The following is a 25,998-nucleotide window of genomic DNA, read 5'->3' on the forward strand; positions in this document are numbered from 1 at the left end:
GGGCCCCCCCCCCCCCCGCGGGTTGTGCGCGCGTTGGGGGTCAAATGGGGGGCGCTATTGGCCCCCTAAATCGCGCTCACAACGCTGTCTGCTGGTACAGCGCCAGGCGCGGCTCCCCGTCGACGGCGACGTAGGTGCTCGCCATGAGGGCGACGAACGGCGGGTCGTCACCGCGCACGGCCCGCGCACGGTAGACGAGCGCCGCGGCGCCGTCGGCGAGGCCGACGCGGCGCACGTCGCGCAGGTCGTAGGAGTCCCACGGCGGGGCGCCGTCGAGGGACGCGACGACGGCGTCGCGGTCGAGCACCGAGCCGTCCACCAGCACCATGAGCGCCGACGGCGTCATGAGGGCGCCGTAGAACGCGCCGCCCGTGCTGCCGCACAGCGCGTCCCACCCCTGGCGCTCGAGGGCCAGCAGCGTGTCGAGCGTGAGGTCCACCATCGCGCCAGGCTACGGACGGCTCCGACGCCCCGCAGGAGAACCCGCCTCGGATTCATCGGAGGAATCGGTGCGCCCGGGGGTCGGGCTGGGCCATAATCCAGGACATGTCTCGCACCGATGAAGTCGTCGCCGGCGTCCGCCGCATGATCACCGGCGGCGAGCTCGGCCCCGGCGACCGGCTCCCCGTGGAGAAGGACCTCGCCGAGCGGCTCGGCGTCTCCCGCGGCTCCCTGCGCGAGGGGGTGCGCGCCCTCACCGTGCTCGGCGTCCTCGACACCCGCCAGGGCGACGGCACCTACGTCACCAGCCTGGACCCGGCGCGACTCATGTCGTCGCTGCAGTTCGTCGTCGACCTGCACGGGGACACCAGCGCCCGCCCGTTCCACGCCGTCCGCCGCGTGCTCGAGACAGAGGCCGCCGGTCTCGCGGCCCAGCGCATCACCCCTCAGGCGCTCGAGGAGGCGCGCGTCGTCCTCGAGCGGTCGGCCGCCACCCTCGCACGGGACGACGTCGACCACGCGGCGTTCATCGAGGCTGACACCGCGTTCCACCGCATCGTCGCCGAGCAGGGCGGCAACCCGGTGGTCACCGCCCTCGTCGAGGCGATCGCCGGCCGCACCGCACGCGAGCGGCTCTGGCGCGGCCTGCACGAGGAGGGTGCCGAGGCCCGCACCCAGCGCGACCACGAGGCGGTGTGGCGGGCGCTGGCCGCCGGCGACGCCGAGGCCGCGCGCGTGCGCATGGCCGCGCACCTCCTCGACGTCGAGGAGACGCTCCCCGGCCCGGAGGCCGCGGAGGGCTGACTCAGGCTGGCACTCCCTCACACCGCCCGGCCGGGGCCACCGCCGCACCCGAGGGACGCCCGTCCAGGTGTGTGCCGGCCGGCGATGTCGTTGGATGGCTCCATCGCCGAGGGCCCGGCAGGGGTTTCCGGGCCTCGGGTCCACCTCGAGGGAGAGCAGCACGATGCGACCGCTTCGGTACTCGATCAACGTCACGCTCGACGGCTGCTGCCACCACGAGGCCGGCCTCCCGCCCGACGAGGAGTCGATGCGCTTCTGGGCCGGCGAGATGGAGCGCGCCGACGCCCTCCTGTTCGGCCGGATGACCTACCAGATGATGGAGTCCGCCTGGCGGAAGCCCGCGGACGGCAGGTGGCCCGCGTGGGTGGGCGCCTCGGAGGCGCCGTTCGCCGAGGCCATCGACCGGGCGGAGAAGTACGTCGTGTCGAGCACCCTGGACGAGGTCGACTGGAACGCGGCGCTCGTCCGGGGCGACCTGGCACGGGCGGTCGAGGAGCTCAAGCAGGAGCCCGGGGAGGGTCTCTGGGTGGGCGGGGTGGCCCTGCCCCGGGCGCTGGCCGACCTGGGGCTGATCGACGAGTACGAGTTCCTCGTGCAGCCCGTCCTCGCCGGGCACGGGCCGACGCTCCTCGCGGGCCTGCGCGAGCGCATCGAGCTCGAGCTGGTGCACCGCCAGGAGCTCGCGTCGGGGGCGGTCGCGCTGCGGTTCCGCCCCGTGCCCGTCCCCGCCTGAGCCGGCGTCGAGGACATGCCGAGCCTCGCCCCGGGCACATACATAAATGCCTGTTCGTTTATCGTTGGCCACATGACGCCCTTCCCCGCCTTCCTCGGGTGCAGCCTTGACGGGTACATCGCCGGACCGGACGGCGCCGTCCAGTCCGTCTACCGCTTCCCGGTCGCCTGATGCCGCGCACCAAGAGCATCGGCGACGACGAGGTGCTGGCCGGGGTCCACCGCCTGGTCCAGCGCATCGGCCCCGCGAGGTTCACCCTGGCCGCCGCGGGCCTCGAGGTCGGGCTGTCCCCGTCGACCCTGGTGCAGCGGTTCGGCTCCCGGCGCGCGCTGCTGCTCGCCGCGGACCGGTGGGCCGTCGAGCGGTGGGTGGACGGCATGGACGAGCCCCCCGCCGGCGGCCCCGCGCTCGACCGGCTCGTCGCCGGGCTGGTGCGCACCGTCGACGACGGGACCACCGCCGAGGAGATGGCGCACTCGGTCTCCCTCCTCCAGGTCGCCCTCGCGGACCCCGAGTTCCACCGGTCGACCAGGGACGGTGCGGAACGGTTCCGCGCCAAGATCGTCGAGCGCCTCCGGCAGGCGGCGGACGGCGGCGAGCTCCGACGCGGCACGGACCTCGGGGCCCTGGCAGAGCTCGTCGAGATCGCCTACCACGGGGCCATGATCAGCTGGGCCATCCATCGCGAGGGCACTCTCGCCGCGTCCCTCCGAGCACGCTTCACCCAGCTCCTCCGGCCGTACCGCGCCGGCGGGGCCCCGGCCTAGGCCTCCGGCGCCCGCACCCCCAGCGTGAGGAGCAGGTTGGCGTAGACGCGCTGGTCGCCGGTGGCGACGAGCACCGCGACGTCGTCGGCCCGGGCGGCGGAGTAGAACCCGAACCGGTCCAGCTCGTCCCAGCCGACGTCGGGGCCCAGCATCTCCCGGTAGCCGGTGTGGGCCGGGATCGGCTCCCCCGCGGCGACGACGTCGCCCGCCACGCCGCCGGGCACCATGACGGCGGCGGACTCGACCGGGACGGCGTCGAGCAGCACCTCGAGCACCTGGTCCACCGTCAGCAGGCCGGGGCGCAGGTTGAGGTGCACCCGTGCCGCCCCGGGCCGCGCGCCCGTGGAGTGCGGGTAGTTCGCGTCGGCGAGCAGCACGCGGGACCCGTGCCCCGCCGCGGCGAGCGCCGCGACGAGGCCCGGGTGCAGCAGCTGGTAGCGCAGCACGATCAGCCCACCGGGAGGTTTCGTTCGGCAGCAGCCGACATGGTCGGCACCTGCGGGGACCGATCATGTTCCCGGCTGCCGATCGAAGCCTGGAATCGGTGCTGCTGGCGGCCGACCCCCTCGATCTCCACCTCGACGACGTCCCCGTCGGCCAGGTAGGGGAACCGGCCGGACAGGGCCACGCCCTCGGGGGTGCCGGTGCAGATGAGGTCGCCGGGCTCGAGCGTCATGTACTGCGACAGGTGGTGCACGATCTCGGCGACGCCGAAGACCATGTCCGTCGTGGCCGAGTCCTGGCGGGGCTCGCCGTTGACCCACGACCGCAGCCGCAGCGTGCCCGGGTCCACCTCGTCGGCGGGGACCAGCGCGGGGCCGGTCGGCAGGAACGCCGGGCCGCACTTGCCCTTCGACCACTGGCCGAGCGAGTCGTCGAGCTGCCACGACCGCTCGCTGACGTCGTCCACCACGGTGTACCCGGCGACGTGCGCCAGCGCGGCCTCGGGCGACGGCAGGTAGCTCGCCTGCTTCCCGACGACGATCGCGAGCTCGACCTCCCAGTCGACCTTGTCCGCGCCGGGCGGGATCGGCACCGTGTCGTCGGGGCCGACCACCGTGTTGGGGTGCTTGAAGAAGATGATCGGCAGGCGCGGGGGCTCCGCGCCGGACTCCCGCGCGTGCGCGGCGTAGTTCTGGCCCACGCACACAACGGCGGTGGGCCGGGCGATCGGGGCGCCGCGGCGCAGGCCGTCCGCGCCGTCGAGCACGGGGAGCTCGCCGGCGGCCAGCGCGGCCCGGGTGCGGGCGATGCCGTCGGCAGCGAGGAAGGCGCCGTCGACATCTCCGGAGTCGCCGGTCAGCGGCCGCAGGTCGTAGGTCGTGCCGTCGTGGGTGACGGCGGGGATCTCCTGGCCCACCGGGCCCAGGCGGAGCAGCTGCATCGGTGTCCTCTGTTCTCTCTGGGGGGCGTCTCGATCATGCGCCCGTTTCGCATAGCGACCAAGTTCTTCCGCGATACGGTCACCCTGTGGCGAGGGCATCTCAGTCCCAGGCGTCGGGGTGGGCCTCGGGAGCCAGCAGCCCCCGGTCCACCAGGTCGGTCCACAGGTCGGTGGGGACGACGGCGGCGTGCCGGTCCACGGCCTGGCGCACCTGGTCGGCGGTGCGCAGCCCGACGACGGTGCTCGCCACCGCGGGGTGCGTCCGCACGTAGGCGAGCGCGGCCTGCGGCAGCGTGACGCCGTGCTCGGCGCACGCGTCGGCGATGCGACGGGTGCGGTCGAGCAGGGCGGCGGGGGCCGGCGCGTAGTCGTAGGTCGCGTCGTCGGGGACGACGTCGCGGGCCAGCAGGCCGGAGTTGTAGACACCCGCGACGACGACGGCCGCCCCGCGCTCGGCCGCGGCGGGGAGCAGGTCCGCGAGCGCCGGCTGCTCCAGCAGGGTGAACCGGCCGGCGCACATCACGACGTCCACGTCGGCCTCGGCGACGAACCGGGCGAGCATGGCGGACTGGTTCATCCCCGCCCCGATCGCGCCGACCACGCCCTGCTCGCGCAGCTCCACCAGGGCCGGGACGGCCTCGGCGAAGGCCTGCTCCTCGTGCTCGTCCGGGTCGTGCAGGTACACCACGTCGACGCGGTCCAGGCCGGTGCGCTCCAGGCTCGCCTCGAGCGAGCGCAGCACGCCGTCGCGGGAGAAGTCCCAGACCCGGCGCGTCGCGGCGGGCACGTCGAAGATGTCGTCGTCGCGCCGGTCCGCCGTCCCGGGCGACGGCACCAGCAGGCGTCCCACCTTCGTCGACACGACGTACTCGTCCCGCGGGCGACCGGCCAGGCTCGACCCGAGCCTCCGCTCCGACAGGCCCAGCCCGTAGTGCGGGGCGGTGTCGAAGTAGCGGACCCCCGCACCCCACGCGGCGTCGACCGCCTCCTGGGTCTCCGCGTCCGTCGTCGCCCGGTAGAGGTTGCCCGCCTGCGCCGCCCCGTAGCCGAGGCCCGTCAGGCGCACCCCCGTGCCGCGCACCTCGCGCGCGGGCAGCGCGGTCACGCCTGCTCCGGCGGGCGGACGCGCAGCTCGTGCATCCCGCCGTCGACGGCGAGCGCGGTGCCGGTGGTCGCGGTGGCGAGCGGGCTCGCGAGGTAGCAGACGGCGTGCGCCACGGCCTCCGGGCTGACGAGCCTCCCGGTGGGCTGGCGTGCCGCGAGGGCGGCGCGCTCGGCCGCCGGGTCGGGGGCGGCGTCGAGCAGGCGCCCGACCCACGGGGTGTCCACGGTGCCGGGGTTCACGCAGGTGACGCGGATGCCCTCGCGCACGTGGTCGGCCGCCATCGCGAGGGTGAGGGCCTGCACGGCGCCCTTGCTCGCGGAGTAGAGGGCGCGCTGCGGCAGGCCGGACCAGGACGCGATCGACGCGGTGTTGACGACCGCCGCGTGCGCCGACGCCCGCAGGTGGGGCAGCGCCGCGCGCGTCACACGCACGATGCCGAGGACGTTGACGTCGAGCACCCGCAGCCACTCGGCGTCGTCGTTGTCCGCCACGGTGCCCTGCGCGCCGATCCCGGCGTTGTTCACGACGACGTCGATGCCGCCCATCTCGGCGGCCGCGCCTTCCACGGCAGCGCGCACCGCGGCGTCGTCGGTGACGTCCGCGACCTGCGCACCCGCGCCCTCGGGGACGCCGTCGCGCGTGCGGTCGACGGCGACGACCTGCGCGCCGCGGGCGAGCAGGGCGCGCACGACGGAGGCGCCGATGCCGGACGCGCCCCCGGTCACGATGGCGCGGATGCCGGCGAACTCCGGCGGGTTCTCGAGGGGGGCGGTGCTCACGGGTGCTCCTTCGTGCGGGTGGTGGTGGCGGGCTCGACGGCGAGGCCGTACGTCGCGACGGCGGTGCGGCCGCGCACGGCGGCGCGCTCGTCGGGCGAGAGGCCGGACAGCAGCTCGTCGGCCGCGGCGAGCCAGCGCCCGTAGCCGGAGGCGAGGAGGCAGACGGGCCAGTCGCTGCCGAGCAGGAGGCGGTCGGGGCCGAAGACGTCGAGCGCGTGGTCGGCGGCGGGCCGGAGGTCGTCGACCGTCCAGCTGTCCCAGCGCGCCTCGGTGACCAGCCCGGAGAGCTTCGCGACGACGTTCGGCCGGCCGGCGAGCGCGGCGAGGTCACGGCGCCAGGCGTCCAGGTCCCCGGTCGCGAGGGGCGGCTTCGCCAGGTGGTCGAGCACGAACCGCGTGCCGGGCAGGGCCGCGGCGAGCCGGGCGCACGACCCGAGCTGGTCCGCGCGGACGACGAGGTCGAACGGCAGGCCCGCGGCGCCCACGGCGGCGATGCCCGCGTGCACGTCGGGGCGGTCCAGGTAGTCGGGGTCGGCCTCGGCCTGCACCATCGTGCGGATCCCGACGAGGCGGTCGCCGCCCGGCCCCTCGCGCAGCGCGGCGAGGCGGTCCTCGAGCGCCGGGTCGAACAGGTCGGCCCAGCCGACCACGCCCGCGACGCCCGCCGCGCGTCCTGCGGGGGAGGCGGCGACGTCGAGCAGCTCGTCGGTCTCGCTCCAGCGGCTCACGCTCTGCACCACGACGGTGGCGTCGACGCCGTGCGCGGCGGCGGGCAGGTCGGCGGGCGTGAAGTCCGCGTCGATCGCGGCCATCGTCGCGGGGTCGATCCAGTCCTGCGGGTGCCGCGCGCGGACCCACAGGTGGTGGTGCGCGTCGACGACGACGTCGGACATCCGGACTCCCTCGGCCTGCGGATTGATTCATCCAATGTATAGGCGCTCGGACTGCTTGCGCCAGCCCCGTCTGTGCCGAGTATCCTCAGAGCGCACGCCCAGACGTCATATCTCTGCCCGTATAGATCCGCCGCTCGACGAGGAGTGATCCGCATGACCACGGCCGCCCCGCCCCTGCGCCCCGAGCAGGCGTGGTTCACCGAGGCCCGCTTCGGCCTCTTCGTGCACTTCGGCCTCTACTCCGCGGCCGCGCGGCACGAGTGGGTCATGAGCTTCGAGCGCATGACCGTCGAGCAGTACGCACGCTACGCCGAGGTGTTCGACCCCGACCTGTTCGACGCGCGCGCCCTGGCCCGCGCCGCCAAGGACGCGGGGATGAAGTACGTCGTGCTGACCACCAAGCACCACGACGGCTTCGCCCTGTGGGACTCCGCCGTCAGCGACTACAGCGTCGCCCGCACCCGTGGGCGCGACCTCGTGGCGGAACTGGCCGAGGCCGTGCGCGCCGAGGGCCTGCGGCTCGGGCTGTACCACTCGCTCCTCGACTGGCACCACCCGGACTACCGGATCGACGCCGACCACCCCCGCCGCGACGACCCCGACGCGCACGCGCTGGACGAGGGCCGCGACATGGCCCGCTACCGGGAGTACCTGCACGCGCAGGTGCGCGAGCTGCTGACGGGGTACGGGCCGGTCGACTACGTCTTCTTCGACTTCACCGACACGCGCGACCGGCGCGGCTGGGCCGGGAAGCACCCCGAGGACTGGGACGCGGAGGGCCTGCTCGCCATGGTCCGCGAGCTGCAGCCCCAGGCCGTCGTCAACGACCGCCTCGGCATCCCCGGCGACCTCGTCACCCCCGAGCAGTACCAGCCCGCCGAGCCGATGCGCGACGACGCGGGCGAGCTCGTCGTCTGGGAGGCGTGCCAGACCCTCAACGGGAGCTGGGGGTACGACCGCGACAACACGGCCTTCAAGGACCCCGACCTGCTGGTGCGCATGCTCGTGGACACCGTGTCCAAGGGCGGCAACCTGCTCCTCAACATCGGGCCCGACGGCCGGGGCGCGATCCCCGCGCGGGACGCCGCCACGCTCGCCGCGCTCGGGGACTGGACGCGCCTGCACGAGCGGTCGATCCGCGGCGCCGGCCCCGCCGACCCGGACCTCGCCGCCGCCGTCGCGCCCGCCCTGCCGCCCGGCGTCGTGCTCACCCAGCGCGACGACCGCCTGTACCTGCACCTGTTCGCCTGGCCGTTCGGGCACGTGCACCTGCGCGGGCTCGCCGACCGGGTGCGGTACGCCCAGCTGCTGAACGACGGCTCCGAGCTGCGCACGTCCGTCTCCGACCCGGACCAGAAGGCGTGGAACACCCACCCCGGCGGGCAGCCGCCCGGCACGCTCACGGTGCACCTGCCCACCGCACGGCCCGACGTCGCCGTCCCGGTCGTGGAGCTGTTCCTCGCCTCCGCCTGAGACGAGCGGCCCGGACGCGGGTCAGCCCAAGACCTTGGCGGGGTCGGTGACCCGCTCCAGGCGCCGGACCGGGACGCGCGCCACCCGCGCCGCCGCCTCGAGCGGGGCGAGGATCTCGTCCACCCGGTCGGCCGGGTGGGTCCACAGGTCGGCCAGCGCATACCCCGAGGCGAGGTCGCCGTCCGCGTACAGGGCGCGCCGCTGGGAGCGGGCGGCCCGGGCGGCGACGCCGGCCAGGTCGTCCAGCTCCAGCGCGACACGCGTGCGCGAGTGGGTCGGGACGTACGTCGGGTGGAGGACGAACCGCGTCGGGAAGGCGGGGCCCTCGCGGCGGCTCGTCCAGGCGCCGATCCGCACGTCCTGGACGACGAGGACCCCGACGACCTCGTCCCAGTCGATCGCCAGTCCGCCGCGGGTGACGACGCCGGTATCCGTGACCGCCAGGTCGATCGCGTCGGCGCCGCGCCGGCGCAGCACCGGGACCGCCAGCGTCGCGAGCGTGATCCCCAGCCCCAGGAAGACGGCGGAGATCAACATCGGCAGGGCCCGGCCCCTGGCGGCGTCCGCGAAGAACCATGCGCCGAAGGCGCCGAGGTGCTCGGGTGCGTCCCACTCCCACTCGTCGACGACCGGGCTCGACCACATCAGCCACAGGTGGTCCAGGTAGGCCAGCAGGACGTACCCGACGAGGTAGGCGCTCGGCAGGCCCAGCACGACGTACAGCGCGGTCCGCAGGAGCAGGTCCGACTGGCCGCGCGGCGAGGACCGCAGCGTCGGCACGGGGTGGTCGACCGGGTCGACAGGGTCGGCGGTGTCGACGGCCGCCGGCTCGCCCACCGGGCGGGCGCGGTGGCGCCGAGCGGTGCCCCGGAGCCGGCGGAACCGGACCTCCGGGCGCAGCCGATCGCGGACGAGTCCGTTGAAGGCGACGAGCCCGACCCACAGCGCGAGCGCGATCCCGGCGAGGAGGAACGGCGCGGCGACGAGCCACCCCCACCCGCCGTCCTGCGCCATCAGCACGATGACCCGGACGCCCAGGCCCGCGAGTGCCAGGGTCACCAGCTTCCCGACGACGACGCCCCAGGCCTCGGCGACGTACACGCCAGAGCGTTCGGTCAGGTGGCGCTCGATCGGCGAGGCGGGCGGGCCAACGCGCCTGGGCGCCCGGAGCCTGGTCATTCGTGCCTCCGTAGGCTGTCGGGTGGGTGGTCGCGCGGCGTCCGGGCCCGCGCGGGCATCCGTCGATCCTAGCCACAGGCAACCTCGGCCAGCCGCAGGTCGACGACCCAGCCACCGGAACCCCCGACGGCTCCTCCAGGTCGACATCTGCCGCGTGAACACGTCGACGACGCGCTCGGCAGGGGCGGCGACGTCCCGCCCGACGCAGCGCGCCCACACGACCCCGTGGAGGATCGCGCCGGGCCCGTGGATATACTCGCGGCGTCGAGGCGGACACCCGCCTGCGCTCGAAAAAGGGGCGCGCGGCAGCCCGGTCACCGCCGACCGGCGCCGGGCTCGCACGGGACACATACGGACGCACACCACATCCGTCACTGTTCCCTGGAGGCCCCTCGTGCCCACCGTGTCCGCCCATGTCGCCCGCACCCTGACCCAGCACGTCGACCACGTCTTCGGCGTCATGGGCAACGGCAACGCCTGGTTCCTCGACGACGTCGAGCGCACCACGCCCGCGCGGTTCACCGCCGTCCGGCACGAGGCGGGCGGGGTCGTGGCCGCCGACGCCCACTTCCGCGCGTCGGGCCGCATCGCCGCGGCGACCGTCACCTACGGCGCCGGGTTCACGAACGCCCTGACGGCCCTCGCCGAGGCCGCGCAGGCGCGCGTGCCGCTCGTGCTGCTCGCGGGCGACGAGCCGACGTCGGGCCCCCGGCCGTGGGACGTGGACCAGATCGCGCTGGCCGCCGCCGTCGGAGCGCGCACCTACACCGTCGGACGCGCGGACGCCGCCGCGACCACCGTCATCGCGATCGAGCACTCGCTCACCTACCGCGTGCCCGTCGTGCTGGCCATCCCCTACGACGTCGCCGCCCTCGAGGCCGGCCCCGTGCCCGAGGCGCCGGCGCCCGCCCTGCCGGGCCCCCTCGCGCCCGCCGGCCCGTTCGACGCCGCCGCGATCGCCGACCTCGCGCGGGCCCTGGCGGGGGCCGAGCGCCCGCTGCTGCTCGCGGGCCGCGGCGCCTGGCTGGCCGGGGCCGGCGAGGCGCTGGGCGAGCTCGCGGCCGCGACCGGGGCGCTCACGGCGACGACGGCGCTCGGCCGCGGCGTCTTCCCCGACGGCCGCTACGACCTCGGCGTCGCCGGCGGGTTCGGCGCCGACGGCGCGATGGCGCTGGTGCGCGAGGCGGACGTCGCCGTCGTCGTCGGGGCGTCGCTCAACCAGTTCACGATGCGCTTCGGCGAGCTGTTCTCCCCCGGCACCCGCGTGGTCCAGGTGGACGTCGCGCAGGCCGCGACGCACCGGCACGTCGGCTCGTTCGTCCGCGGGGACGCCGCGCTCGTCACCCGCGCCCTGCTCGACGAGCTGCGCGCGCTGGACGCCGCCCCGTCCGGCTGGCGCGACTCCGTGGGGGTCGCCGCGGCCCGCACCTACGACACCGGCCCGGCCGACGGGGTCGCGCCCGACGGGCGGCTCGACCCGCGCGCCGTCGCGAGCCGCATCGGCGCCCTGCTGCCCGCCGACCGCGTCGTCGTCTCCGACGGCGGCCACTTCATCGGCTGGGCCAACATGTACTGGCCGGTGGCCTCGCCGGACCGCATGATGATGGTCGGCACCGCCTACCAGTCCATCGGCCTCGGCTTCCCCAGCGTCGCCGGCGCGGCCGCCGCCCTGCCGGACGCCACCGTCGTGCTCACCACGGGCGACGGCGGCGGGCTCATGGCCCTCGCCGACCTCGAGACCGCCGTGCGCACCACCGGCGGCCGCGGCGTCGCCGTCGTGTGGAACGACGCCGTCTACGGCGCCGAGGTGCACGTCTACGGGCGCCAGGGCCTCGCGGAGGAGCCGATGCGCATCCCCGAGACCGACTTCGCCGCGCTCGCCGCCGCCGTCGGTGCGGAGGGCGTCGTCGTGCGCAGCCTCGACGACCTCGACCGGCTCGGCACCTGGGCGCGCGAGCCCGTCGGGCAGCGCCGCTTCCTCATGCTCGACTGCCGGGTCTCGCCGACCGTCGTCGCGCCGTACCAGGAGGAGATCCTGCGGGTGAACCGGACCCGCTGAGCCCGGCGCCTGCTCAGCCCGTGCCCGGCGGGCCGTCCAGCACCGTGGGCGCGTACTCGAGCAGCTGCAGGCGTCCGTCGAGGGTGCGGCTGTCGAGCAGCTCCAGGCGGACGTCGGGCCAGCCGTCGTAGAGGCGGTCGTGACCCGTGGCGCCGTTGACCACCGGGAACACCACGACGCGCACCCGGTCGACGAGCCCTGCCCGGAGCAGCGCGCGGGCCAGGCCCGGGCTGCCGATCGTCCGCAACGGCACGGCCTCCTGCTTCATGGCGCGCACGGCCTCGACGGCGTCGCCGGGGACCAGCGTGGTGTTCGCCCACTCCAGCGGCTCGGTCAGGGTGCGGGAGAACACGACCTTGCGGCGCGCGGTGACCTCGGCCATCTCCTCCTCGCCCGACTCCGCGAACGTCGCGAAGAGCCGGTACGTCGTGGCGCCCAGCAGGGTCGTGAAGTCCTCCTGGCCGTCCTGCTCGAGGAACGCGAAGTAGTCGGGCCCGCCCATCCCCCACAGGCCGGGCCACCCGTCGGCGGAGCCGAACCCGTCGAGCGAGGTGATGTAGTCGATCATCAGGTCAGCCATCGTGGCCCTCCTCGGCCGCTGGGCGCTTCCTGGTCGTCCCAGTATCGGCGCGACGGGCCGCGGCCGCAGCCCCTGGTCGCCCCGCCCCGCCGACACGGCCCGGCACCGCACGGCCGGCACGCGGTTCCCCTCGACGCGGCAGGTCGGGCTCAGGTCGGCAGTTCGAACTGCCGACCTGAGCCCGAACTGCCGCCGTGACGACCGTCAGCGACCCCGGAACACGCCCGCGAGGAACTCGGCCAGCTCGTCGGTGGCGTCGAGCGGCAGCACGTGGGCCACGTACTGGTCGGGGCGCACGACGACGACCACACCGTCGCGGGACAGCTCCCGCTCGGTGAAGATGTCGCCCGCGGCCCACACCGTGGGCCCGGCGGCGTACACCTTCTCCCAGTCGGTCAGGCCCAGCGGGCCCGTCCTCGGAAGGAACACGTCAGGCACGGTCGCGAGGTCGACGTCCTGGAAGGCCTGCTGGTAGACGACCTTGACGTCGAAGACGGCGTCGACGTCGGCGCCGTCTGGGGTGCACCGGGACACGGGGGACCCCGGCGACGCGACCCACCCCGCCCAGGCATCCAGGCGGGAGCCCTCGCCCGGCGCCGCCGCGTCGGCGAAGGCGTAGATCCGCCAGCGGCCGTCGGCCTTGGCATGGTGCCCCAGGTGCACGGCGTTGCCGTCGCACACCCGCGTCACCTCGGCGGACTTGAACCGCTTGCCGACCGGGAACCCCGCGGCCAGCCCCTGGTGGGCGTCCGTCCCGACGATCGACGACGGCCCGTACTGCGTCATGAACCCCGACGGGAACTCGGAGGTCGCGAGGTAGTAGTGGGCCAGCTCCTGCGGGTCGGAGATCTCCTCCGGCTTGCGGGCCATGAGGCTGGACCACTCGCGGTCGAAGTCGATGAGCTGCTGCGCGACGGGCTGCCGCTCCGCGGAGTAGGTGCCGAGGAGCGACTCCGGGCTGAGACCGGTCAGCACCGACCCGAGCTTCCAGCCCAGGTTGAACCCGTCCTGCATCGAGACGTTCATCCCCTGGCCCGCCTTGGCGCTGTGCGTGTGGCAGGCGTCGCCGGTGAGGAAGACGCGCGGGGTGCGGTGCTCCTCACCCTCGGGGACGTCGTCGAACTTGTCGGTCACGCGGTGGCCGACCTCGTACACGCTGTGCCAGGCGACGTCCTTCACGTCGAGGGTGTACGGGGTGAGGATCTCGTTGGCCCGGCGGACGATCTCGTCGATCGGCGTCCGGCGCACCCGGTGGTGGTCGTCCGCGGCGACCTCCCCGAGGTCCACGTACACGCGGCAGAGGTACCCGCCCTCGCGCGGGATCAGCAGGATGTTCCCGGCCTCGGAGTTGATCGCGCACTTGGTGCGCCAGTCGGGGAAGTCCGTGTTGACCAGCACGTCCATGACGCCCCACGCGTGCGCGGCGAACTCGCCGACGTGCTTGCGGCCGATCGCCTCGCGCACGGCGCTGCGGGCGCCGTCGCACCCGGCCACGTACCTGGCACGCACGGTGCGCTCCTGCCCCGCGCGCTCGCCCGCGACGTGCCGCAGCCGCACCTCGACGGGGTGCTCGCCCGCGTCGTCGCCGTCGTGCACGGTGAGGCCGAGGAACTCGACGCCGTAGTCGGGCACGATGCGCGCCGGGCCGAACGCGGCTGCCTCGGCGAAGTAGTCGAGCACGCGCGCCTGGTTGACGATGAGGTGCGGGTACTCGCTGATCTTGAGGCCGTAGTCCTCGGTGCGCGCGGTGCGGACGATGTGCTTCGGGTTCTCGGGGTCCGGGCCCCAGAAGTTCATCCAGCCGATGTTGTAGGCCTCGGCGATGATCCGCTCCGCGAAGCCGAACGCGTCGAACGTCTCGACGCTGCGCGGCTGGATGCCGTCGGCCTGGCCCAGCACGAGCCGGCCCTCGCGCTTCTCCACGACCCGCGTGGTGACGCCGGGGTACCGCGACATCTGCGCGGCGAGCAGCATGCCCGCGGGCCCCGACCCGACCACGAGGACGTCGACCTCGTCGGGCAGCTCGTCGGGGCGGTCCACCCCGGTGCCGGCGGGCGGCAGCACCCGCGGATCTCCGGAGACGTAACCGTGGTGGTGGAACTGCACGAGCTCTCCTCATCGTCGTCGATGCCCCCGACGTCCGCGTCGGGCCTTGTACGCTCGATCCGTCGCGTTCTATATTCGAACACGCCGTTCTACTATTGAATGCAGCGTAGCCCACCGGAAGGACTCTGATGCCCGACGCCGGCCCCCCGTCACAGACCCTCAGCCGCGGCATCCGCATCCTGGAGGTCCTCGCCGACGCCCGCGGTCCGATGACCATCGACGACGTCGCCGCGCGGCTCGAGGTGCACCGGTCGATCGCGTACCGCCTGCTGCGCACGCTCGAGCACCACGGCCTGGTGGTGCGCGACGCGAACGGCGGCGTCTCGCTCGGCGCCCGGATGGCGGCGCTGGCCGCCGGCGTCGCGCACGACCTGCAGGCCGAGGCGCTGCCCGAGCTCACCGCCGTCGCGAACGAGCTGGGCATGACCTGCTTCCTCGCCGTGCTCGACCACGACGAGTGCGTGACGCTCGTCAGCGTCGAGCCGCGGCACGCCGTCGCGCCCGTGGCGCAGCGCCCGGGAACCCGGCACCCGGTGACGGTCGGCGCCCCCGGCAAGGCGATCCTCACGCTGCTCCCGCACGCGCAGTGGCCCGCGGACGCCCCCGAGGCGCTGCGCGCCACCGTCTCGGAGGCCGCCGAGCGCGGCTTCGCCACCAGCCACGACGAGGTCATCCCCAGCCTCGAGTCGGTGGCGGTGCCGCTCGCGCTGCGCGGGCGCGGGCCCGCCGCCGTGGCGGTCGTGCACGTCGCCAGCCCGATCGACCACCGGCGGATCGCGGCCCGCCTCACTGCCTCGGCGAACGCCGTGCGGGAGGCCCTCGGCGGCTGAGGGCCGGACACCGTCGCCTGGCGGAACCGTCGGCGCGCATGCATGGTGGCTCAGGGCGACAGGAGCGCCGGAGCCCCTGCCGACATGCCGAGGAGCGAGGTGCCATGACCCCACGACCGACCGCCCCCGCCCGCGCGCCGCGCGTCGACGGGGCGCGCCGACGCCTCGCAGCGGCCGGCGTCTGCGCCGCCCTGCTCGCCCCGCTCGGGGCGGCCCCCGCGTCCGCCGCGCCGCAGGCCCCCGACCGTTCGGGAACGGCGGCACAGCCCTCCGCGGGGCCGCTGGCCCTGGGGATCGGCCGGCAGAAGAGCTCGTCGACGACGCTCAAGGCGTACCTGAGCTGGGCGCGCGCGTACGGGTTCCGGGTCTCCGAGCACCCGTCGTACGGCGGCGTGACCCGCGGGGCGCACTCGAAGAACTCGTGGCACTACGACGGCCTCGCGGCGGACCTCAACTACGGCCCCGCCGGGGCACCGTCCTCGGAGCGCACCCGGGCGCGGACCGCGATCAAGGTGGCGGACTCGATGGGCCTGGGCGTGATCTACGCACGGGACGGGACCGTCGGGTCGGCCGCCAAGCACCGCAACCACGTGCACATCGACGTCGGCACGACGTCCAACTACGGCCGGGGCACGGTGCTCGCGCAGGCAGGCTCACGCACCACCCAGCGGCTCCAGCAGGTGGCGCACTTCCCCCTGGCCCAGCGGGACAACCTGTGGGGACCCAACACCGACCAGCGGCTGCAGGCGATCCGTGCCGCCTCCCGCATGCACGGCACGAAGTTCCCCTACGGCGTGAAGACGGCGCAGCTCGCCGTGGGCGTCACCGCCGACGGGAAGTGGGGGCCGAAGTCCCGCGCCGCGCACGACAAGGCGGTCGCCTCGCTCCAGCGGGTGCTGTCCGTGTCCGCCACCGGCACCTGGGGCCCGGCCACCGAGCGCACGTACCTGAGCGTGCGCAAGAAGCTCCGGTGACCGGGCCGTCCCGGCGTCGTCGTCGGGCCTTCGAGACCCTGTAGACCGGGCAGACGGACTGCTCGTCCCCGCACTCCGGGACGAGCGGGATACCGGCGCGGGCGCCGCTGGAGACGATCGCGAGGATCGTATATCATCCGAGATACGACATGACAGCCTCGACCGACAGTGGGGTGCCCGTGGTCACCGACGACCAGCCCAGACCCGGCAAGATCATCGCCGTCCACCTGAACTACCCGTCCCGCGCCGCGCAGCGGGGCCGGACGCCGAGCCAGCCGTCCTACTTCCTCAAGCCGGGCTCGTCGCTCGCCGCGACGGGAGGCACGATCGAACGGCCGCTCGGCACGGAGCTCCTCGCCTTCGAGGGCGAGGTCGCGATCCGCATCGGCACCGCCGCGCGCTGGGTCTCCCCCGCCGCGGGCTGGTCCCACGTCGACGCCGTCACCGCGGCGAACGACTTCGGCCTCTACGACCTGCGCGCCGCCGACAAGGGCTCCAACCTGCGCAACAAGGGCGGCGACGGCTACACGCCGCTCGGCCCGCGCTGGATCCCCGCGTCCGACGTCGACCCCGCGGGCCTGCGCGTGCGCACCTGGGTGGACGGCGACCTCGTCCAGGACGACTCGACCGGCACGCTGCTGTTCGACTTCGGCCGCCTCGTCGCGGACCTGTCGCAGCACCTCACGCTCGAGCCCGGCGACGTCATCCTCACCGGCACCCCGGCGGGCTCGTCCGTCGTCGGCCCCGGACAGGTCGTCGAGGTCGAGGTGGACGCCCCCGAGTCACCGGGCGCCCCGACCAGCGGCCGCCTGAGCACCACCGTCACCGCCGGCACCCACGAGTTCGGCGACTTCGGGTCGAAGCCCTCGGTGGACGACACGCAGCGCGCCGAGGCGTGGGGCACCCCGGCGCCGGAGCCCGAGGCCGCGTTCGTCCTCACCGACGCGATGCGCGAGCGGTTCGCGGGCGTCGCCGTCGCGACGCTGTCGGCCGCGCTGCGCAAGCGCGGCTACACCGACGTCTTCGTCGAGGGCGTGCAGGGCAACCACCCCGGCGACCGGTTCGTCGGCACCGCCCGCACGCTGCGCCTGATCCCGTTCCGCCCCGACCTCTTCGCCTCCCACGGGGGCGGCTTCAACGCCCAGAAGCGCGCGTTCGACGCCGTCGGGCCGGGCGAGGTGATCGTCGTCGAGGCGCGCGGCGAGCGCGGCACCGGCACCGTGGGCGACGTCCTCGCCCTGCGTGCGCACGTGCGCGGCGCGGCCGCCATCGTCACCGACGGCGGCGTGCGGGACGCCGACGCCGTCGCCGAGATCGGCATCCCCGTCTTCTCCCAGGGCCCGCACCCGTCCGTCCTCGGCCGCAAGCACGTGCCGTGGGAGACCGACGTGACCGTCGCGTGCGGCGGCGCGGCGGTGCAGCCCGGCGACGTCGTCGTGGGCGACGGCGACGGCGTCCTCGTCATCCCGCCCGCCCTCGTGGAGGAGGTGCTCACCGAGGCCGAGGCCCAGGAGGCCGCCGACGCGTGGGTCGCACGACAGGTCGCCGCCGGCGCCCCCGTGGACGGGCTGTTCCCGATGAACGCCGAGTGGCGGGCGCGGTACGAGCGCGAGACCGGGGCCGGGTCGTGAGCGCCCCGACGACGCCGACCGCCGTGAGCAAGTCGCAGCGCGCGTACGCGTACCTGCGCGAGCGGATCGAGGACGGGCGCTTCGTGCCCGGCTACCGGCTCGTGCTGGCGCAGCTCGCGGGCGAGCTCGACATGTCCGTCGTGCCGGTGCGAGAGGCCATCCGCCGCCTGGAGGCGGAGGGGCTGGTGACGTTCGAGCGCAACGTCGGCGCCCAGGTCGCCCTGCTCAAGGAGACCGAGTACCAGCACACGATGGAGACCCTCGCGCTGGTCGAGGGCTTCGCCACCGCGCTGTCCGCGCCGCACCTGACCGCCGCGCAGCTCGACGCCGCCCGCGCGGTGAACGAGCGGATGCGCCAGTGCCTCGCCGACTTCGAGCCGCACCGGTTCACCGAGCTCAACCTGGAGTTCCACGCGGTGCTGTTCGAGCCCTGCCCCAACCCGCACGTGCTCGACCTGGTGCACCGCGGCTGGCGGCGCATGACCCAGCTCCGGGACTCGTCGTTCTCGTTCGTGCCCGGCCGGGCACGGGAGTCCGTCGCCGAGCACGACCGGATCCTCGACCTCGTCGTCCGGCTGCAGGCCGGCGACGCCACCGCCGACGAGGTGGAGCTCGCCGCGCGGCGCCACCGCACCCAGACCCTCGACGCCGTGCTCGCCTACCAGGCGGAGCACCGTCCGCACTCCCCGTCCGAGGAGGACCGATGACCCAGCAGCCCGCGCCGCAGTCGCACCGCCCCGCCGACCTGCCCACCGCGATCCAGCACTACATCGACGGGCGGTTCGTCGACTCCGTCGACGGCGCCACCTTCGACGTGCTCGACCCGGTCTCGAACGAGACCTACCTCCAGGCCGCCGCGGGCCAGAAGGCCGACGTCGACGCCGCCGTCGCCGCCGCCCGCCGCGCGTTCACCGAGGGCCCCTGGCCGAGGATGCTGCCGCGCGAACGGTCGCGGGTGCTGCACACGATCGCCGACCTCGTGGAGTCGCGCGACGCCCGCCTCGCCGAGCTGGAGTCGTTCGACTCCGGCCTGCCGATCACGCAGGCCCTGGGCCAGGCGCGCCGCGCCGCCGAGAACTTCCGCTTCTTCGCGGACCTGATCGTGGCGCAGGCCGACGACACCTACAAGGTGCCCGGCCGCCAGATCAACTACGTCAACCGCAAGCCGATCGGCGTCGCCGGCCTCATCACGCCGTGGAACACGCCGTTCATGCTCGAGTCGTGGAAGCTCGCGCCCGCGATCGCCACCGGCAACACCGTGGTGCTCAAGCCGGCCGAGTTCACGCCGCTGTCCGCGTCCCTGTGGGCGGGGATCTTCGAGGAGGCCGGTCTGCCCCAGGGCGTGTTCAACCTGGTCAACGGGCTGGGCGAGGAGGCCGGCGACGCGCTGGTCAAGCACCCCGACGTCCCGCTCATCTCCTTCACCGGCGAGAGCAGCACCGGGCAGCTCATCTTCGCCAACGCTGCCCCTCACCTCAAGGGCCTGTCGATGGAGCTGGGCGGCAAGTCCCCCGCCGTCGTCTTCGCCGACGCCGACCTCGACGCCGCGATCGACGCGACGATCTTCGGCGTCTTCTCCCTCAACGGCGAGCGCTGCACCGCGGGCAGCCGCATCCTCGTGGAGCGCGCCGTCTACGACGAGTTCGTCGAGCGGTACGCCGCGCAGGCGAAGCGCGTGCGCGTCGGGTACCCGCACGAGAAGGACACCGAGGTCGGGGCCCTGGTGCACCCGGAGCACTTCGACAAGGTCATGAGCTACGTCGAGCTGGGCAAGACCGAGGGGCGCCTGGTCGCCGGCGGCGGCCGTCCCGAGGGCTTCGAGACGGGCAACTTCGTGGCCCCGACCGTCTTCGCGGACGTGAAGCCCGACGCCCGGATCTTCCAGGAGGAGATCTTCGGCCCCGTCGTCGCCATCACGCCCTTCGACACCGAGGAGGAGGCCCTCGAGCTGGCCAACGGCGTGAAGTACGGGCTCGCGGCGTACGTCTGGACCAACGACCTCAAGCGCGCCCACAACTTCTCCCAGGCCGTGGAGGCCGGGATGGTGTGGCTGAACTCGAACAACGTGCGCGACCTGCGCACCCCGTTCGGCGGCGTCAAGGCGTCCGGCCTGGGCCACGAGGGCGGGTACCGCTCCATCGACTTCTACACCGACCAGCAGGCCGTGCACATCACGCTCGGCAAGGTCCACAACCCGACCTTCGGCAAGCACTGACTGCCCGAGACGACCAGCACGAGACCAGCAAGGACGCTGACATGACCCACCTGAACGACCGCACCCTCACCTCCTCGGGCTTCTACGTGAGCCAGGAGGCGCCGATCACCTGCGACAACCCGACCCCGACGCCGTCGTCCCCGCCGCCGGACATCCTGCGCTGCGCGTACATGGAGCTCGTCGTCACGGACCTGGCGGCCTCGCGCGAGTTCTACGTCGACGTGCTGGGCCTGTACGTCACCGAGGAGGACGAGCAGAGCATCTACCTGCGCTCCACGGAGGAGTTCATCCACCACAACCTGGTGCTGCGTCAGGGCGACGTCGCCGCCGTGGCCGCCTTCTCCTACCGCGTGCGCACCCCGGAGGACCTGGAGAAGGCCGTCGCGTTCTACACCGAGCTCGGCTGCGAGGTGCGCCGCGCCCCCGAGGGCTTCACGAAGGGCATCGGCGCGTCCGTCCGCGTCATCGACCCGCTCGGCTTCCCGTACGAGTTCTTCCACGCCACGGAGCACGTCGAGCGGCTGTCGTGGCGCTACGACCTGCACACCCCCGGCGAGCTGGTGCGCCTGGACCACTTCAACCAGGTCACGCCGGACGTTCCCCGGGCCGTGAAGTTCATGCAGGACCTGGGCTTCCGCGTCACCGAGGACATCCAGGACGACGCCGGCACCGTCTACGCCGCGTGGATGCGTCGCAAGCCGACCGTGCACGACACCGCGATGACCGGCGGGGACGGCCCGCGCATGCACCACATGGCGTGGTCGACCCACGAGAAGCACAACATCCTCGCCATCTGCGACAAGCTCGGCGCCCTGCGCCGCTCCGACGTCATCGAGCGTGGCCCGGGCCGCCACGGCGTCTCGAACGCGTTCTACCTGTACCTGCGCGACCCCGACGGGCACCGCGTCGAGATCTACACGCAGGACTACTACACCGGCGACCCGGACAACCCCGTCGTCACGTGGGACGTGCACGACAACCAGCGCCGCGACTGGTGGGGCAACCCCGTCGTGCCGAGCTGGTACACCGAGGCGTCGCTCGTGCTGGACCTCGACGGCAACCCGCAGCCCGTCGTCGCCCGCACCGACGACTCCGAGATGGAGGTGACCGTGGGCGCCGACGGCTTCTCCTACACGCGCAAGGGCGATCACGAGGCCGGCTTCAAGCTGGGGATGACCCTGTGAGCGGCGCCCCCTCCCCCGACGGCGCGCGCACCCTCGACGACGCGGCGGTGGTCGCGATCGCGGACGAGCTCGCGGAGGCGGACCGCACCCGCACCCCCGTGCCGCTGCTCACCGCGCGGCACGAGGGCATGACGGTGGCGGACGCGTACGCCGTGCAGCGCACGTGGCGCGAGCGCGGAGAGGCGCGCGGACGCCGCGTCGTCGGGCACAAGATCGGCCTGACGTCGAAGGCCATGCAGGCCGCGACCGGCATCACCGAGCCGGACTACGGCGTCATCTTCGACGACATGGTGCTGGAGTCGGGCAGCGTCGTGGAGCACGCCGCGTACTCCAACGTGCGGGTCGAGGTGGAGCTCGCGTTCGTGCTCGCGTCACCGCTCGAGGGGCCCGGGATCACCGTGACCGACGTGCTGCGCGCCACCGACCGCGTGGTGCCCGCGCTGGAGATCCTCGACGCCCGTGTCGAGATGCCCGGCCGCACGATCGTCGACACGATCAGCGACAACGCCGCCATGGGTGCGATGGTGGTGGGCGGGCGCCCCGTCCGGGTCGACGACGTCGACCTGCGCTGGGTGTCCGCGCTGCTGTACCGCAACGAGACCATCGAGGAGACGGGCGTCGCCGCGGGGGTGCTGGGGCACCCCGCCGCCGGCGTCGCCTGGCTCGCCAACAAGCTGGCGGCGCACGGCGACTCGCTCGCCGCCGGCGAGACCGTCCTGGCCGGGTCGTTCACCCGCCCCACGTGGGTGCACCCCGGCGACACCGTGCACGCCGACTATCACGCCGGCGCTGGGAGCCTGGGGGCCGTGACATGCCGCTTCGTCTGACCGACGTCCCGACCACCGACCGTTCGCTCGCCGCGATGCTCGCGGAGGCCGGGGACGAGGGGCGCCCCCTCGTCGGTGCGTGGTCGTCGATGGGCAGCCCGGTGGCCGCGGAGCTCCTCGCCGGCAGCGGGCTCGACGTCGTGCTGGTCGACGGCGAGCACGGGCCGAACGACCTCACCACGGTGCTCGCGCAGCTCCAGGCGACCGCCGCGTACCCGGTCGCGACGCTGGTGCGCGTGCCGTCCGGCGACCCGGTCGGCCTGAAGCGGGTGCTCGACCTCGGCGCCACGAACGTCCTGGTCCCGATGGTCGACTCGGCCGCCGAGGCAGAGGCCGCGGCGCGCGCCGTGCGCTACCCGCCCGCAGGCGTCCGCGGCGTCGGCAGCGCGCTCGCCCGCTCGTCGCGCTGGAACCGCGTGCCCGGGTACCTGGGCGGCGCGGACGACGGCATCACGCTCGTCGTGCAGCTCGAGACGCGCGCCGCGATCGACGACGCCGCGGCCATCGCCGGCACGGACGGCGTGGGCGCCGTCCTGATCGGCCCCGCGGACCTCGCCGCGTCGCTCGGCCACCTCGGCCAGCAGGACCACCCCGAGGTCGTGGACGCGGTGCTCGGCGCGATCGCCGCGTGCCGCGCGGCCGGGACGCCCGTGGGCGTCAACGCCTTCGACCCGGCCATGGCCGACCGCTACCTCGACGCCGGGGCGGCCTACGTCGTCGTCGGCGCCGACGTCACCCTGATCGCGCGCGGGTCCGAGCAGCTCGCCGCGCGCGTCGCCTCCCGCACCCCTGACACTGCACGGCCGAAGGACGGTGGAACCCGATGACGACCACGACGACCAGCCCCCGCGAGCGGGCGGCCGAGCTCCTGACCAGCATCCCCACGGGTCTGCTCGTCGGCGGCCGGTGGCGCGACGCGTCCGCCGGCGGCACGTTCGCCGTCGAGAACCCCGCCACCGGGGAGACGCTGACGCACGTGGCCTCCGCGACCGGCGACGACGCCCGCGCCGCGATGGACGCCGCCGCGGCGGCGCAGTCGTCGTGGGGCGCGACCCCGGCGCGCGAGCGCGCCGAGATCCTGCGCCGGGCCTTCGCCCTGGTGCAGGAGCGTCGGGAGGACCTGGCGCTGCTCATGACGCTCGAGATGGGCAAGCCGCTCGCCGAGGCGCGCGGCGAGGTCACCTACGGCGGCGAGTTCCTGCGCTGGTTCGCCGAGCAGGCCACGCACGACGACAGCCGGTACACCCGCACCCCCGAGGGCTCGCTGCGGATGCTCGTGCAGCGCCGTCCGGTCGGCCCGTGCCTGCTCATCACGCCGTGGAACTTCCCGCTCGCGATGGCCACCCGCAAGGTGGCGCCCGCCGTCGCCGCCGGGTGCACCATGGTGCTCAAGCCCGCGCGGCTCACCCCGCTGACCTCGCTGCTGTTCGCGCAGCTCATGGTCGAGGCGGGCCTGCCCGACGGCGTGCTCAACGTGGTGCCGTCGGCCTCGGCGTCGGCGGTGAGCGAGCCGGTCATGGCCGACCCGCGCCTGCGCAAGGTGTCGTTCACCGGCTCCACCCCGGTGGGGCAGTCGCTGCTGCGCTCCGCCACCGAGAACGTGCTGCGCACCTCGATGGAGCTCGGCGGCAACGCCCCGCTCGTCGTGTTCGAGGACGCCGACCTGGACGCCGCCGTCGACGGCGCGATGGCCGCGAAGCTCCGCAACGGCGGCGAGGCCTGCACGGCCGCCAACCGGTTCTACGTGCACGAGTCCGTGGCCGACGAGTTCGTCGCCCGGCTCGCCGAGCGGTTCCGCGCCGTCGTCGTCGGGAACGGGCTGGACGACGGCACCACGCTGGGCCCGCTCGTCGAGGCCAAGGCCGTGGACTCCGTCGCCTCGCTCGTGGACGACGCCGTCGCGCGCGGCGCGCAGGTCGTCGTCGGCGGCTCCCGCGTCGACGGACCGGGCCACTTCTTCCAGCCCACGCTGCTGCGCGACGTCCCCGCCGACGCCCGCTGCATGACCGAGGAGATCTTCGGCCCCGTGGCCCCGGTCGCGACGTTCGCCACGGAGGACGAGGCGGCCGAGCTCGCGAACTCGACGGAGTACGGGCTGGCGTCGTACGTCTTCACCGGCGACGTGCGCCGCGGGCTCGCCTTCGCGGAGCGTCTCGAGTTCGGCCTGCTGGGCCTCAACGCCGGCGTCATCTCCAACGCGGCCGCGCCGTTCGGCGGGATGAAGCAGTCCGGCACCGGCCGCGAGGGCGGCTTCGAGGGCATCGCCGAGTACCAGGAGGTCCAGTACGTCGGCATGCCGCTGTGACGACGAGGTAGTCCCCGGACCCGCGAGGTAGTTCAGATCCCCGCGAGGTAGTTCAGAAATTGCCGAGGTAGTTCGAGATTCCGCGAGGTAGTTGACTACCCCGCCGGGCCTCGAACTACCTCGGCATCTCCGGGACTACCTCGCGACGGCTTCCTCCCGCTCCCGTTCGCGCGGCTCCCAGCACTCGATGCCGCGGACCCCGGGGAGCCTGTCGCGGGTGAACTGCGGGTCGAGCCCTTGCCTGCGCTGGGCGGTGAAGTCCCGCATGAGGCGGAACGCGATCGTGCTCAGCGGCGCGATCGCGGCGAGGTTGACCAGTGCCATCACCGCCATGGTGGTGTCCGCGAGGGTCCAGACCAGCTGCACCGAGCCGATGGACCCGAGGAACGCGATGGCGAGGAAGGCCACCCGGAACGCGGTCAGCGCGCCGCGACGCCGGGTGAGGAACGCGACGTTCGCCTCGCCGTAGTAGTAGTTGCCCAGCACGGACGTGAAGGCCAGCAGCAGGAGGATGACGGTCAGCAGGTGCAAGGACCAGTCACCGAGGCTGGACTGCAACGCGTGCTGCGTCATCGTCGGGCCGGAGTTCTCGCCGAAGGTCGGGTCGGACACCAGCACGACGAACGCGGTGATGGAGCAGACGACCAGGGTGTCGACGTAGACGCCCAGCGTCTGCACCAGCCCCTGCTTCACCGGGTGGCTCACGGTGGCCGTGGCCGCCGCGTTGGGCGCCGACCCCAGCCCGCCCTCGTTGGAGAACATCCCGCGTCGCACGCCCTGCGAGATCGCCGTCCCGACACCGGCCGCGGCGAACTCCTGGAACCCGAGCGCGCTGCCCACGATGCTGGTGATGACCTCGGGCAGCTTCTCCACGTTGAGCCCCACCACGAGCAGGCCGAGGCCCAGGTAGAGCACCACCATCAGCGGCACGAGCAGCTGCGCCGTGTTCGCGATGCGGTGCAGGCCGCCGAAGATGATCGCGGCCACGATGCCCACCAGGGCCAGGCCCACGACCGGGGCCAGCCAGCCCGGCGTCTCGCCCAGGACCTGCTCGGCCGACGTCCCGATCGCCCCGAGATCGTGTTGGCCTGCACGGAGTTGAACACGAAGCTGAACGTCACGATGATCACGACGGAGAACAGCAGGCCCATCCAGCGCTTCCCGAGGCCGCGTTCCATGTAGTACGCGGGGCCACCGCGGAAGTCCTTCCCGTCGCGGACCTTGTAGAGCTGGGCGAGCGTGGACTCGACGAAGCTGGCGGCGCCGACGACGAGGCCCATGACCCACATCCAGAAGACCGCGCCCGGCCCTCCGAGCGCGATCGCGGTGGCGACGCCGACGATGTTGCCCGTCCCGATCCGGGCGGCGGCGGAGATCGCGAACGCCTGGAACGACGAGACGGGCTTCTGCCCCGGCGCGGGCGCGGACTTCCCGACCACGGAACGGAACATGTCCGGCAGCAGGCGGATCTGGACGGCGCCGGACCGCACCGTGAAGTAGAGGCACAGGGCGGCAAGCACCGGGACGACGAGATAGAGCCATAACCCGTCGTTGAACGTGGCGAGGTCGTCGTTGAAGCTTTCCATGGTGGAACAGGGCCTTTCGGTCGCGTCCGGTCCCGACGTCGGTGTGGAACCGGTCGGTTACCCTAGCGAACCGTCCAGGCGCGGTCACCCTGCGTCCAGGACCGCTCCGGGAACGACGACGCCGCGGGGTCGTGGACGTGACC

Annotated in this window: 25 protein-coding genes; 14 read left to right on the plus strand and 11 right to left on the minus strand. The window is 73.9% G+C overall.

What is annotated here, in order from left to right:
• Window positions 1–76 precede the first annotated feature (76 nt).
• Window positions 77–442 carry a nuclear transport factor 2 family protein gene (locus tag ACH436_RS20110; RefSeq protein WP_430561984.1) on the minus strand — a complete coding sequence of 122 codons (366 nt, stop codon included), beginning with the start codon at window positions 440–442 and terminating at the stop codon, window positions 77–79.
• A gap of 104 nt (window positions 443–546) precedes the next feature.
• On the opposite strand from ACH436_RS20110, the gene ACH436_RS20115 reads away from it, so the two are divergent.
• The 3 genes from ACH436_RS20115 (at window position 547) to ACH436_RS20125 (ending at window position 2,745) form a co-directional block, all read left to right on the plus strand.
• Entirely contained in the window at window positions 547–1,245 is a 699-nt protein-coding gene (locus ACH436_RS20115) for a FadR/GntR family transcriptional regulator (RefSeq protein WP_430561985.1), read from the plus strand.
• 163 nt (window positions 1,246–1,408) lie between these two features.
• Window positions 1,409–1,978 carry a dihydrofolate reductase family protein gene (locus ACH436_RS20120; RefSeq protein ID WP_430561986.1) on the plus strand — a complete coding sequence of 190 codons (570 nt, stop codon included), beginning with the start codon at window positions 1,409–1,411 and terminating at the stop codon, window positions 1,976–1,978.
• 170 nt (window positions 1,979–2,148) lie between these two features.
• Window positions 2,149–2,745: a TetR/AcrR family transcriptional regulator gene (locus tag ACH436_RS20125; protein WP_430561987.1), complete on the plus strand. Its 597-nt coding sequence runs from the start codon at window positions 2,149–2,151 to the stop codon at window positions 2,743–2,745.
• Here ACH436_RS20125 and ACH436_RS20130 read toward each other — a convergent pair.
• From ACH436_RS20130 to ACH436_RS20150, 5 genes are all read right to left on the minus strand, one after another.
• Window positions 2,742–3,191, minus strand: a complete 450-nt coding sequence (locus ACH436_RS20130) for an RbsD/FucU domain-containing protein (RefSeq protein ID WP_430561988.1) — start codon at window positions 3,189–3,191, stop codon at window positions 2,742–2,744. The two genes, ACH436_RS20125 and ACH436_RS20130, sit on opposite strands and share 4 nt — an antisense overlap.
• A gap of 2 nt (window positions 3,192–3,193) precedes the next feature.
• Window positions 3,194–4,129 carry a fumarylacetoacetate hydrolase family protein gene (locus ACH436_RS20135; RefSeq protein WP_430561989.1) on the minus strand — a complete coding sequence of 312 codons (936 nt, stop codon included), beginning with the start codon at window positions 4,127–4,129 and terminating at the stop codon, window positions 3,194–3,196.
• 100 nt (window positions 4,130–4,229) lie between these two features.
• A complete protein-coding gene (locus ACH436_RS20140; RefSeq protein WP_430561990.1) occupies window positions 4,230–5,234 on the minus strand; it encodes an aldo/keto reductase in 1,005 nt (334 codons plus the stop codon).
• Window positions 5,231–6,013 (minus strand): SDR family NAD(P)-dependent oxidoreductase, encoded by a 783-nt coding sequence (locus ACH436_RS20145; protein ID WP_430561991.1) that lies wholly within the window; start codon window positions 6,011–6,013, stop codon window positions 5,231–5,233. Before ACH436_RS20145 ends, ACH436_RS20140 begins: the two co-directional genes overlap by 4 nt.
• On the minus strand, window positions 6,010–6,906 hold the full coding sequence (locus tag ACH436_RS20150) for an amidohydrolase family protein (RefSeq protein ID WP_430561992.1): 897 nt from the start codon (window positions 6,904–6,906) through the stop codon (window positions 6,010–6,012). Before ACH436_RS20150 ends, ACH436_RS20145 begins: the two co-directional genes overlap by 4 nt.
• Before the next feature lie 153 nt (window positions 6,907–7,059).
• On the opposite strand from ACH436_RS20150, the gene ACH436_RS20155 reads away from it, so the two are divergent.
• Window positions 7,060–8,379 carry an alpha-L-fucosidase gene (locus ACH436_RS20155; protein ID WP_430561993.1) on the plus strand — a complete coding sequence of 440 codons (1,320 nt, stop codon included), beginning with the start codon at window positions 7,060–7,062 and terminating at the stop codon, window positions 8,377–8,379.
• A 21-nt stretch (window positions 8,380–8,400) separates the two neighbouring features.
• On the opposite strand, the gene ACH436_RS20160 is transcribed toward ACH436_RS20155, so the two are convergent.
• The gene (locus tag ACH436_RS20160; protein ID WP_430561994.1) at window positions 8,401–9,480 is read right to left on the minus strand and encodes a hypothetical protein; all 1,080 of its coding nucleotides are present in this window, start codon (window positions 9,478–9,480) and stop codon (window positions 8,401–8,403) included.
• A 472-nt stretch (window positions 9,481–9,952) separates the two neighbouring features.
• Between ACH436_RS20160 and ACH436_RS20165 the strand changes: the two genes are divergently transcribed.
• Window positions 9,953–11,617 carry a thiamine pyrophosphate-binding protein gene (locus tag ACH436_RS20165; RefSeq protein ID WP_430561995.1) on the plus strand — a complete coding sequence of 555 codons (1,665 nt, stop codon included), beginning with the start codon at window positions 9,953–9,955 and terminating at the stop codon, window positions 11,615–11,617.
• Window positions 11,618–11,630: 13 nt separating this feature from the next.
• On the opposite strand, the gene ACH436_RS20170 is transcribed toward ACH436_RS20165, so the two are convergent.
• Together ACH436_RS20170 and ACH436_RS20175 are read right to left on the minus strand one after the other, a co-directional pair.
• A complete protein-coding gene (locus ACH436_RS20170) occupies window positions 11,631–12,197 on the minus strand; it encodes a dihydrofolate reductase family protein (RefSeq protein ID WP_430561996.1) in 567 nt (188 codons plus the stop codon).
• 204 nt (window positions 12,198–12,401) lie between these two features.
• Window positions 12,402–14,303 carry an FAD-binding monooxygenase gene (locus ACH436_RS20175; RefSeq protein WP_430561997.1) on the minus strand — a complete coding sequence of 634 codons (1,902 nt, stop codon included), beginning with the start codon at window positions 14,301–14,303 and terminating at the stop codon, window positions 12,402–12,404.
• Window positions 14,304–14,431: 128 nt separating this feature from the next.
• Here ACH436_RS20175 and ACH436_RS20180 point away from each other — a divergent pair, with 128 nt between their 5' ends.
• The 9 genes from ACH436_RS20180 to ACH436_RS20220 all read left to right on the plus strand — a co-directional run bounded on the left by ACH436_RS20180 (window position 14,432) and on the right by ACH436_RS20220 (window position 24,269).
• The gene (locus tag ACH436_RS20180) at window positions 14,432–15,133 is read left to right on the plus strand and encodes an IclR family transcriptional regulator (protein WP_430561998.1); all 702 of its coding nucleotides are present in this window, start codon (window positions 14,432–14,434) and stop codon (window positions 15,131–15,133) included.
• A gap of 104 nt (window positions 15,134–15,237) precedes the next feature.
• Complete coding sequence (locus ACH436_RS20185; protein WP_430561999.1) at window positions 15,238–16,107, plus strand: hypothetical protein; 870 nt, start codon at window positions 15,238–15,240, stop codon at window positions 16,105–16,107.
• Window positions 16,108–16,256: 149 nt separating this feature from the next.
• Entirely contained in the window at window positions 16,257–17,738 is a 1,482-nt protein-coding gene (locus tag ACH436_RS20190; protein ID WP_430562000.1) for a fumarylacetoacetate hydrolase family protein, read from the plus strand.
• Window positions 17,735–18,445, plus strand: coding sequence for a GntR family transcriptional regulator (locus tag ACH436_RS20195; protein ID WP_430562001.1), 711 nt, complete (start codon window positions 17,735–17,737; stop codon window positions 18,443–18,445). The genes ACH436_RS20190 and ACH436_RS20195 overlap by 4 nt, the downstream gene beginning before the upstream one ends.
• Window positions 18,442–19,953: a 5-carboxymethyl-2-hydroxymuconate semialdehyde dehydrogenase gene (gene hpaE / locus ACH436_RS20200; RefSeq protein ID WP_430562002.1), complete on the plus strand. Its 1,512-nt coding sequence runs from the start codon at window positions 18,442–18,444 to the stop codon at window positions 19,951–19,953. The genes ACH436_RS20195 and hpaE overlap by 4 nt, the downstream gene beginning before the upstream one ends.
• Before the next feature lie 41 nt (window positions 19,954–19,994).
• Window positions 19,995–21,137 carry a 3,4-dihydroxyphenylacetate 2,3-dioxygenase gene (gene hpaD, locus ACH436_RS20205; protein ID WP_430562003.1) on the plus strand — a complete coding sequence of 381 codons (1,143 nt, stop codon included), beginning with the start codon at window positions 19,995–19,997 and terminating at the stop codon, window positions 21,135–21,137.
• Window positions 21,134–21,964, plus strand: a complete 831-nt coding sequence (locus ACH436_RS20210; protein ID WP_430562004.1) for a fumarylacetoacetate hydrolase family protein — start codon at window positions 21,134–21,136, stop codon at window positions 21,962–21,964. The genes hpaD and ACH436_RS20210 overlap by 4 nt, the downstream gene beginning before the upstream one ends.
• Window positions 21,949–22,791: an aldolase/citrate lyase family protein gene (locus ACH436_RS20215; RefSeq protein ID WP_430562005.1), complete on the plus strand. Its 843-nt coding sequence runs from the start codon at window positions 21,949–21,951 to the stop codon at window positions 22,789–22,791. The genes ACH436_RS20210 and ACH436_RS20215 overlap by 16 nt, the downstream gene beginning before the upstream one ends.
• Window positions 22,788–24,269, plus strand: a complete 1,482-nt coding sequence (locus ACH436_RS20220; RefSeq protein WP_430562006.1) for an NAD-dependent succinate-semialdehyde dehydrogenase — start codon at window positions 22,788–22,790, stop codon at window positions 24,267–24,269. Before ACH436_RS20215 ends, ACH436_RS20220 begins: the two co-directional genes overlap by 4 nt.
• A 135-nt stretch (window positions 24,270–24,404) precedes the next feature.
• Here the strand turns inward: ACH436_RS20220 and ACH436_RS20225 are convergent, their stop codons facing one another.
• Window positions 24,405–25,256, minus strand: coding sequence for an alanine:cation symporter family protein (locus tag ACH436_RS20225; RefSeq protein WP_430562007.1), 852 nt, complete (start codon window positions 25,254–25,256; stop codon window positions 24,405–24,407).
• Window positions 25,190–25,855: an alanine:cation symporter family protein gene (locus ACH436_RS20230; protein ID WP_430562008.1), complete on the minus strand. Its 666-nt coding sequence runs from the start codon at window positions 25,853–25,855 to the stop codon at window positions 25,190–25,192. The genes ACH436_RS20225 and ACH436_RS20230 overlap by 67 nt, the downstream gene beginning before the upstream one ends.
• Window positions 25,856–25,998: the final 143 nt, after the last annotated feature.

This window comes from Isoptericola sp. NPDC019693, from assembly GCF_044389085.1.
Taxonomy (GTDB): Bacteria; Actinomycetota; Actinomycetes; order Actinomycetales; family Cellulomonadaceae; genus Isoptericola.

Coding starts and splice junctions, on each gene's coding strand:
- ACH436_RS20185 (WP_430561999.1), top strand. CDS start 15,238: ATGACCCCACGACCGACCGCCCCCGCCCGCGCGCCGCGCGTCGACGGG.
- ACH436_RS20110 (WP_430561984.1), bottom strand. CDS start 442: ATGGTGGACCTCACGCTCGACACGCTGCTGGCCCTCGAGCGCCAGGGG.
- ACH436_RS20190 (WP_430562000.1), top strand. CDS start 16,257: ATGACAGCCTCGACCGACAGTGGGGTGCCCGTGGTCACCGACGACCAG.
- ACH436_RS20215 (WP_430562005.1), top strand. CDS start 21,949: ATGCCGCTTCGTCTGACCGACGTCCCGACCACCGACCGTTCGCTCGCC.
- hpaD (WP_430562003.1), top strand. CDS start 19,995: ATGACCCACCTGAACGACCGCACCCTCACCTCCTCGGGCTTCTACGTG.
- ACH436_RS20170 (WP_430561996.1), bottom strand. CDS start 12,197: ATGGCTGACCTGATGATCGACTACATCACCTCGCTCGACGGGTTCGGC.
- ACH436_RS20230 (WP_430562008.1), bottom strand. CDS start 25,855: ATGGAAAGCTTCAACGACGACCTCGCCACGTTCAACGACGGGTTATGG.
- ACH436_RS20180 (WP_430561998.1), top strand. CDS start 14,432: ATGCCCGACGCCGGCCCCCCGTCACAGACCCTCAGCCGCGGCATCCGC.
- hpaE (WP_430562002.1), top strand. CDS start 18,442: ATGACCCAGCAGCCCGCGCCGCAGTCGCACCGCCCCGCCGACCTGCCC.
- ACH436_RS20220 (WP_430562006.1), top strand. CDS start 22,788: ATGACGACCACGACGACCAGCCCCCGCGAGCGGGCGGCCGAGCTCCTG.
- ACH436_RS20150 (WP_430561992.1), bottom strand. CDS start 6,906: ATGTCCGACGTCGTCGTCGACGCGCACCACCACCTGTGGGTCCGCGCG.
- ACH436_RS20155 (WP_430561993.1), top strand. CDS start 7,060: ATGACCACGGCCGCCCCGCCCCTGCGCCCCGAGCAGGCGTGGTTCACC.
- ACH436_RS20125 (WP_430561987.1), top strand. CDS start 2,149: ATGCCGCGCACCAAGAGCATCGGCGACGACGAGGTGCTGGCCGGGGTC.
- ACH436_RS20135 (WP_430561989.1), bottom strand. CDS start 4,129: ATGCAGCTGCTCCGCCTGGGCCCGGTGGGCCAGGAGATCCCCGCCGTC.
- ACH436_RS20115 (WP_430561985.1), top strand. CDS start 547: ATGTCTCGCACCGATGAAGTCGTCGCCGGCGTCCGCCGCATGATCACC.
- ACH436_RS20120 (WP_430561986.1), top strand. CDS start 1,409: ATGCGACCGCTTCGGTACTCGATCAACGTCACGCTCGACGGCTGCTGC.